Annotated in this window: 8 protein-coding genes and 1 pseudogene; all 9 read left to right on the top strand. The window is 52.5% G+C overall.

Annotation, left to right across the window (positions count from 1 at the left end; genetic code table 11):
* Positions 1 to 525 precede the first annotated feature (525 nt).
* Complete coding sequence (locus tag DW826_RS14860) at positions 526 to 816, top strand: helix-turn-helix transcriptional regulator (RefSeq protein ID WP_002576367.1); 291 nt, start codon at positions 526 to 528, stop codon at positions 814 to 816.
* 387 nt (positions 817 to 1,203) lie between these two features.
* The gene (locus DW826_RS14855) at positions 1,204 to 1,983 is read left to right on the top strand and encodes a DUF134 domain-containing protein (RefSeq protein ID WP_117484745.1); all 780 of its coding nucleotides are present in this window, start codon (positions 1,204 to 1,206) and stop codon (positions 1,981 to 1,983) included.
* Positions 1,934 to 2,641 carry a Crp/Fnr family transcriptional regulator gene (locus tag DW826_RS14850; RefSeq protein WP_242994116.1) on the top strand — a complete coding sequence of 236 codons (708 nt, stop codon included), beginning with the start codon at positions 1,934 to 1,936 and terminating at the stop codon, positions 2,639 to 2,641. Before DW826_RS14855 ends, DW826_RS14850 begins: the two co-directional genes overlap by 50 nt.
* Positions 2,642 to 2,707: 66 nt before the next feature.
* Positions 2,708 to 3,250 carry a rubrerythrin gene (gene rbr / locus DW826_RS14845; protein WP_015553417.1) on the top strand — a complete coding sequence of 181 codons (543 nt, stop codon included), beginning with the start codon at positions 2,708 to 2,710 and terminating at the stop codon, positions 3,248 to 3,250.
* Between the two features lie 21 nt (positions 3,251 to 3,271).
* On the top strand, positions 3,272 to 3,646 hold the full coding sequence (locus DW826_RS14840; RefSeq protein WP_117470967.1) for a desulfoferrodoxin family protein: 375 nt from the start codon (positions 3,272 to 3,274) through the stop codon (positions 3,644 to 3,646).
* Between the two features lie 11 nt (positions 3,647 to 3,657).
* Entirely contained in the window at positions 3,658 to 4,866 is a 1,209-nt protein-coding gene (locus DW826_RS14835; protein WP_015553419.1) for an HD domain-containing phosphohydrolase, read from the top strand.
* Positions 4,867 to 5,028: 162 nt separating this feature from the next.
* Positions 5,029 to 5,313 (top strand): thioredoxin family protein, encoded by a 285-nt coding sequence (locus DW826_RS14830; protein WP_117470966.1) that lies wholly within the window; start codon positions 5,029 to 5,031, stop codon positions 5,311 to 5,313.
* Positions 5,310 to 7,004 (top strand): FAD-dependent oxidoreductase, encoded by a 1,695-nt coding sequence (locus DW826_RS14825; protein ID WP_117484746.1) that lies wholly within the window; start codon positions 5,310 to 5,312, stop codon positions 7,002 to 7,004. Before DW826_RS14830 ends, DW826_RS14825 begins: the two co-directional genes overlap by 4 nt.
* A pseudogene (locus DW826_RS18720) lies at positions 7,001 to 7,672 on the top strand (GTP pyrophosphokinase family protein). The gene DW826_RS14825 and the pseudogene DW826_RS18720 overlap by 4 nt, the downstream one beginning before the upstream one ends.
* Positions 7,673 to 7,714 lie beyond the last annotated feature (42 nt).

The raw sequence follows: 7,714 nt of genomic DNA, 5'->3' as shown, positions 1-7,714 counted from the left end.
TGGTACAGATGCATACGAAAATCTGATTTTAGTCTCAAAAGCCATCCATGTGATTATCCATGCATCGTCTGAAATCACTATCAGAGAATATCTGAACCCACTGCAATTAGATGATTCTAAACTTGCAAAGCTTAACAAACTTCGAACTATGGCAGAAATGCCTGTAATCATTCTTTGATAAATATGCTGTTACGAAGTGTGTAAATCGTATATGAAAAAACCTGGCTGTTGAATTCGATGGAACGCCATGTGCGGTGAAAGCTGCATGCACGGTGTGGAGCGGGGGAAAATCCGGAGATTATATCAAAGGATTACCTATCGCTATCTATTAATACAATTTTATAAGTCATAGCTGTGCTGTGGAGCCGCTGACAGGCGAAGTCTTCCGAATGCCGCATGAGACAGAATTATGGGATACCCATGTTCTGTTTTATCGGCACAGGATTTTTTCTTTACCGTCATGCGGCTCTTTTTTTGACCTTCCGTCGATCCGGTTCTGTACCGGCTGTGCGGAAGGAGAAACGTATGTATTTTGACGCAAAAGAGTTTGGTAAGAGACTTCACGATGTTCGCACTTCCCGTGGCATTACGCAGGAGGAACTGGCGGTTCGCCTGGGACTGGCAAGCAAGCAGCATGTCAGCCGCATGGAGAACGGAGAGCGCAGCTGCTCCATTGACTTGCTGATCGAACTGTCCTGCATCCTCCATGTCAGCACGGATTATCTTCTGATGGGCAGTGAGCCAAGTAAAGAGGAAGTCAAAAATGATCTTCTGAGCATTATTTCGGAGCTGTCTACGATTGCGAAGAAAATCTAATCGTGCTCTGCGTTTGGAAATGACAAAATAGAGATATTACTTGCCCGCTTCGATGTAATCTCTAACGAGGCGACTGAGATCTTCTTGTGTCAAGTAAGGAAAAAAATTGAGAATTTACAAGCCGTTCATAGGCGGACAACCATCCGTGAACGGCTTGCATGTAAACTAAACTCAGAATGAATCCAAGCAAATTCATCATACCCTGCGAAGTTCTGTCAAATGTAGATAATCTGACAATACGAACATGGCTCACACGTAGTCTTCGACACCGAATATCAGCCAGCACACATATGAGGACGGAAAATGTAGCAGCTTTTGAAAAATTGCTTTTTTCTGCTCAAAGTGCTATAATCGGAATATACCGAATACAAAGGGAGGAAAGCTCCCATGCCAAGACCGCCACGGTGCCGTCGAATTTGTGGCGTACCACAGGTCGATACATTCTGTCCCAACGGGTGCGAGAATACCGAGCCGATCCTGCTGACGCTGGACGAATACGAGGTCATTCGGCTGGTTGACTTGGAGCAGCAAACCCACGAGCAGTGTGCCGCTCAAATGGAGATTTCCCGCTCTACCGTGCAGGAGATTTACGAAAGCGCACGGAGCAAGATCGCAGCGTATCTTGTCCACGGGAAACCGCTGCACATCACCGGGGGAAACTACCGCATCTGCGGAGGACAGGAGGCAGCTCACTGCGGCTGTTGCTGCCGGATGCAGAGAGCCAACATGGAAAAATCAGGCAAAACTTGCAAAGGAGATTCCATTATGAAAATTGCAGTTACCTATGAAAACGGTCAAATCTTTCAGCATTTCGGTCACACCGAGCAGTTCAAGCTTTATGAAGCTGTGGACGGCAAAATCGTCCATGCGGAAGTCGTTGATACCAACGGCAGCGGTCACGGCGCACTGGCAGGATTCCTGATGCAGAACGGCGTGGACACTTTGATTTGCGGAGGCATCGGCGGCGGTGCGCAGGCGGCTCTGGCCGAAGCGGGCATCAAGCTCTACGGCGGTGTCAGCGGGGACGTTGACGCGGCGGTGAGCGCATTGCTCAGCGGAAATCTGGGCTACGACCCCAATGTTCACTGTGATCACCATGACCACGAGCACGGCGAGGATGGGCACACCTGCGGTGACCACGGCTGCGGCAAGCATAGCTGCCATTGATATGGAACGCACACTGACACAACTTCCGTTCTGGTCATCCTTGACCGAACACGAAATGGAAACGCTACGCCGAAGCGCCTTTGTCCGTCATTATGAAAAGGGCGCGTTCGTTCACAGCAGCAACAATGAATGTCTCGGAATGCTGTTTGTCCTTTCCGGCGAGATCCGCACCTATCTTCTCTCCGAGGAGGGGCGGGAGGTAACGCTGTTCCGCCTGTATCCGGGCGAACTATGCGTGCTTTCTGCCTCTTGTGTGATCAGTCAGATCACCTTTGATACGCAAATGACCGCGGGAATGGATACGGAGGTTCTGATTATCCCTGCAAATGTCATCGCTGTGCTCAAGGAGCAAAATCTTCATGTCCGTTGCTTCCTCTATGAACTGGCAACGAAACGATTTTCTGATGTGATGTGGGCGATGCAGCAGATCATGTTCAAGGGTTTGGATCGGCGGCTGGCAGATTTTCTCCTGGCCGAAGCGGAGCGTACCGGCTCCGATACCATACGCATGACCCATGAGCAGATTGCCCAGCACATCAGCTCGGCGCGGGAGGCGGTGGCGCGGATGCTCAAGAGCTTCTCGGAGGACGGGCTTGTGGAGCTAAGACGAGGCGCAATCACGCTGCGGGATATAGACGGATTGAATCACTTAAAATGAAAATATTGTTTATAACACGAATCCGTGTTATAATATGAGCAGAAGAAGCTGGAAGGAGCATCGACCATGAAAGAAACGAAATACGCAGGTACTCAAACCGAAAAAAATCTGATGGCCGCCTTTGCCGGTGAGTCCGAGGCACGCAACAAGTACACCTATTTTGCATCCAAGGCCAAGAAGGAAGGCTATGAGCAGATCGCGGCGTTGTTCCTCAAAACCGCTGACAACGAGAAGGAACATGCTAAGCTGTGGTTCAAAGAACTGAACGGCATCGGCGACACTGCCGAAAATCTTCTCGCCGCCGCTGAGGGTGAGAACTACGAGTGGACAGATATGTACGACGGCTTTGCCAAGACTGCTGACGAGGAGGGCTTCCACGAACTTGCCCAGCGCTTCCGTCTGGTCGCCGCCATTGAAAAGCACCATGAGGAGCGCTACCGTGCCCTGCTGCGCAATGTAGAGACGGCGCAGGTCTTCGCCAAAAGCGAGGTCAAGGTGTGGGAGTGCCGCAACTGCGGTCACATCGTTGTGGGCGAGAAGGCCCCGGAGGTCTGCCCTGCCTGCAATCATCCCCAGAGCTATTTTGAGATCCACGCGGAAAATTATTAAAGAAAGAAAAGGAGAATCATCATGGAGCAGAAGTTTTATATTTGCAAGCATTGCGGTAACATCATTGCCAAGGTCAAGGACACGGGCGTTCCCGTCATCTGTTGCGGTGAGCCGATGAGCGAGATCGTTCCCGGCACCACCGACGCCGCCGTGGAGAAGCACGTCCCTGTCTGGACAGTGGAAAACGGCATCGTCCATGTCAAGGTCGGCTCCGTGGAGCATCCCATGCTGCCGGAGCACTACATTGAGTGGGTGTCCCTCCACACCAAGCAGGGCAACCAGCGCAAGGAACTGCATCCTGGCGAGAAACCCGAGGTCTGCTTTGCTCTCTGCGAGGGCGACGAGGTCGAAGCGGTCTACGCCTACTGCAACCTCCACAGCCTTTGGAAAGCGTGACCGCTCCGCACATGGAACTTGATGTATTAGGCTTGCTTGGTGCCTGCTCCTATGCTCTGGATTGCGTGGAGGCGGAACTGGTTCATGTGACAACGTTCCACGCCAAGCGTGTGGCGTATATGAGTGTGTGTACGGCCGAACAGTTTGGCGTTTCTGGCGAAGCACTGCAGGATCTTGCCGTCTGTGCCCTATTGCACGACAATGCTCTGACGCAGTATCTGCACGAAGAATTTCGTGGTGACAGCTCTGCCGCGGAATGTTTGCCGGAGCTGCCGCATCTCGGCGCTCACTGCGTTATGGGCGAGGAGAACATATCCGCGCTTCCGTTTCATACAAATGTAGAAAATATCATCCTTTACCACCACGAAAACGCGGATGGCAGCGGCTCCTTCGGAAAAACATGGCAGGAGATCCCGCTGGGCGCCCGTATTATCCGTCTGTGCGATCTGCTGGATGCTTTCTGCCGCGCCGATGTCTTTACGCCGGATGTGTGGGAGCGTGCGAACGCGTTCCTTACTCGGGTACGCGGCAGGATCGTGGATGAGGAATGCGCGGACGCGTTTCTTCGCGCTTTTTCAGAACAGCATTTTTGCTCTCTTGGCGGCAGGGGGCTGGAGGAGCGCCTGTGGAGCAAAGTGCCGCGTACCAAGCAGCAGCTTGATTTTGCGCAGGTAAAAGCTCTGGCAAAATTCTTCGCGAAAATTGTAGACTACAAATCGCCCTTTACCAGTACACATTCTCTGGGTGTGGCCGACGATGCGGAATGTCTGGCCCGGTTTATGGGATTTGACGAGGACACCGCCCAGAAAATGTATCTTGCCGGCGCACTCCATGACATCGGAAAGGTAGCGATAGGCAATGAAATACTGGAAAAGCCGGGACGCCTGACCGACAGCGAATATGCGGAAATGAAGCATCACGCTGCCTATACATATTACGTTCTATCGGAAGTCCAGGACTTTGCGGAGCTGCGCGATTGGGCCGCGTTTCATCACGAGCATCTGGATGGAACGGGGTATCCCTTCGGAAAAAACGAGTCCGAGTTAAATACGCAGGAGCGTATCATGGCTTGCGTGGATATTTATCAGGCCCTGACCGAAAATCGTCCTTACAAAGCTGGAATGTCTCACGAAAAAGCCTGCTCTATTCTTCTGGATATGGCTGAAAAGGGCTGGTTGGATCGGGCGATCGTCGAACAGGTGAACGCCTGCTTTGCCTGAATAACGAGATAGGCGAAAGCTGTGAAGCGGTACGTGAACTGCCGCTTCACAGCTTTTTCTGTTGCCGCGAAAATTTTTGTAATGTGACCTTGTTACAGAAAGGCAGGGCGGAGTTTGCTATGATAGGGCCATCACAAAGAACAAAGGAAAGAGGGAACCGATATGAAAATCAAGCTCAATTCCGATCAGGAGGTCGTGGACACCATCCGTGAGGGTCTCAAGCGCACCAGCGGGTACTGCCCCTGCCGCGTGGAGCGCACGGAGAAAAACGCCGGCACCCTCAAGGTGGGCAGGATCAATGTGGACGAGCAAATGGAACTGGCGATGCGTTTTCAGGTATCCAGTATCCCGATGCTTGTCGTATTCAAGGATGGAAAGGCCGTTGCCAAATCCGTGGGCTACCGGTCCAAGGCGGAGATCACCGCCATGGTGGAGGGCGCAAGATGAAAGTTGTGATCGTAGGCGGTGTGGCTGGCGGCGCGTCTGCCGTTGCCCGCATCCGCCGTTTGGATGAACACGCGCAGATCGTGATGATCGAGCGTAGCGGCTATATATCCTATGCCAACTGCGGCCTGCCGTATTATGTGGGCGGTGTGATCAAGGAGCAGGAAGAATTGACGCTGCAAACTCCGGAGAGCTTCTGGGACCGCTTTCGCATTGATGTACGGGTACGGCAGGAAGTAACTGCGATCAATCCCGCAGAGAAAACCGTCACCGTCCACGCACTGGACAGCGGGAAGGTCTACACGGAAAACTATGACAAACTGCTTCTTGCCCCCGGCGCAAAGCCGACGGTTCCTGCGCTTTCCGGCGTGGACAGCGAGCGGGTCTTTACCCTGCGCACCGTGGAAGACACCCTCCGCATTCGACGCTTTGTAGAGGATCAGAAGCCGAAAACCGCTGTTTTGGCTGGCGGCGGCTTTATCGGTCTGGAAATGGCGGAAAACCTTGTGGAGATGGGCGTTTCGGTTACCATCGTCCAGCGTCTGAAGCAGCTATTAGCGCCGCTGGATGCGGATATGGCCAGCTTTGTCCATGCGGAAATGCGCAGACACGGCGTGGCTCTGCGGTTGGATGAAACCGTCACCGGATTCCGACAGGACGGAGATTCCGTGCTGACGCTGCTGGAGGAAAGTGAGCCGCTGCGCTCCGACATGGTGCTGCTGGCCATCGGCGTCACGCCGGACACCCATCTGGCAAAAGAGGCCGGACTTGAGCTGGGCATCCGGGGCAGCATCGCTGTCAACGAGCGGATGGAAACCTCCGCGCCGGATATCTACGCTGTGGGCGATGCCGTAGAGGTCACCCATTTCGTGACCGGCCAAAAAGCATTAATCTCGCTGGCGGGGCCTGCCAACAAGCAGGGACGCATTGCCGCCGACAACATCTGCGGCGGAAACAGCCGCTTTCACGGCTCTCAGGGCTCGTCTGTTCTGAAACTGTTTGGCTTGACAGCGGCCTCCACGGGGATCAATGAGAAGGCAGCGCAGGCAGCAGGGATCGCTTACGACAAAGTCGTATTATTCCCGGCATCCCACGTTACCTATTATCCCGGCGCACAGTCTATGGCAATGAAGGTGATGTATGAAAAAGAAAGCCTGCGGCTGCTGGGTGCGCAGATCGTTGGCGGCGAGGGCGTGGACAAGCGCATTGATGTACTGGCAACGGCCATTCGCGCAAAAATGACAGCCTTGGAACTGACGGAGCTTGACCTTTCCTATGCGCCGCCCTATTCCTCTGCCAAAGACCCGGTCAATATGGCCGGTTTTATGATCGAGGATTTGGAGAGCGGGAAGGTACGGCAGTTCCATTGGAATGAGGTTGAGGACTTGCCTTGCGATGGCAATGCGACACTGCTGGATGTCCGTACAGAAGGCGAATATCGGCGTGGGCACTTGAATGGATTCCGCAATATTCCACTGGACGATCTGCGGGAGCATTTGGACGAGTTAGACCGGGGTAAGCCTGTTTATGTGAATTGCCAGACAGGGCTTCGCAGTTATCTGGCCTGCCGACTTTTGACGCAGTACGGTTTCACCTGTTCCCATCTCTCCGGCGGATACAGTTTTTATCAGGTCGTAACACAAGAGCGGCAGACAGCGCGGAGCGCCTATCCCTGCGGAATGGAGAAGCTATGAGTGAGAATTTATTTGGCTTGACGGTTGCGGCAGATAAAGGCTTAGATGATTTGCAGTGCCAGCGCCTTTTAAGCGAAAATCGCAGGTATCAGGAAGTCATGCTGCAATACCGATGTGCGCTGAAAGCACTGGAAAGCAGGTTGGAAATTCTAAACGAAGAGTTTTCATTGCAGCATGATCGCAATCCGATAGAAAGTATAAAAAGCCGCTTGAAGTCGCCGTCCAGCATTATGAATAAGATGCAGAAACGCGGACTTCCTCTGGATTTTCCGACCATGCAGACAAATATCATGGATATCGCCGGTGTGCGGGTGATCTGCTCTTTCGAGGAGGATGTGTTCTTTTTGGCAAAGTGCTAAAAAAAACAGTCTGACATTGAAATCATCACAGAGAAAGATTATATTTCACACCCTAAGCCAAATGGCTATCGCAGTCTGCACCTGACGATCCGGCTGCCGGTATTCTTTGCGGAAAAAGTGATCCATGTGCCGGTGGAGATACAACTCCGTACAATCGCTATGGACTTCTGGGCAAGCCTTGAGCATACCATCCGCTATAAGAAAAACCTGCCGATAAATGCTGAAGTCGAAACTGAACTGAAAGAGTGCGCCGATTCCAGCAGAGAATGGGACGGTAAGATGGAACATTTATTGCATATCATAACATAATGTGTCGAATATAAAATGAAAAGCACGCACTTTGGTGCTTGC

Source organism: Clostridium sp. AM34-11AC (genome assembly GCF_003435375.1).
In the GTDB taxonomy this organism is placed as follows: Bacteria; Bacillota; Clostridia; order Lachnospirales; family Lachnospiraceae; genus Pilosibacter; species Pilosibacter fragilis.
Note: the sequence above shows the minus strand (reverse complement) of the source record. Positions and strands in the feature narration are given on the sequence as shown.

Bases quoted from the DNA above. Each gene is read 5' to 3' on its own strand.
- DW826_RS14860 (WP_002576367.1), top strand. From the start codon at position 526: ATGTATTTTGACGCAAAAGAGTTTGGTAAGAGACTTCACGATGTTCGC.
- DW826_RS14855 (WP_117484745.1), top strand. From the start codon at position 1,204: ATGCCAAGACCGCCACGGTGCCGTCGAATTTGTGGCGTACCACAGGTC.
- DW826_RS14840 (WP_117470967.1), top strand. From the start codon at position 3,272: ATGGAGCAGAAGTTTTATATTTGCAAGCATTGCGGTAACATCATTGCC.
- rbr (WP_015553417.1), top strand. From the start codon at position 2,708: ATGAAAGAAACGAAATACGCAGGTACTCAAACCGAAAAAAATCTGATG.
- DW826_RS14830 (WP_117470966.1), top strand. From the start codon at position 5,029: ATGAAAATCAAGCTCAATTCCGATCAGGAGGTCGTGGACACCATCCGT.
- DW826_RS14825 (WP_117484746.1), top strand. From the start codon at position 5,310: ATGAAAGTTGTGATCGTAGGCGGTGTGGCTGGCGGCGCGTCTGCCGTT.
- DW826_RS14835 (WP_015553419.1), top strand. From the start codon at position 3,658: ATGGAACTTGATGTATTAGGCTTGCTTGGTGCCTGCTCCTATGCTCTG.
- DW826_RS14850 (WP_242994116.1), top strand. From the start codon at position 1,934: ATGGGCACACCTGCGGTGACCACGGCTGCGGCAAGCATAGCTGCCATT.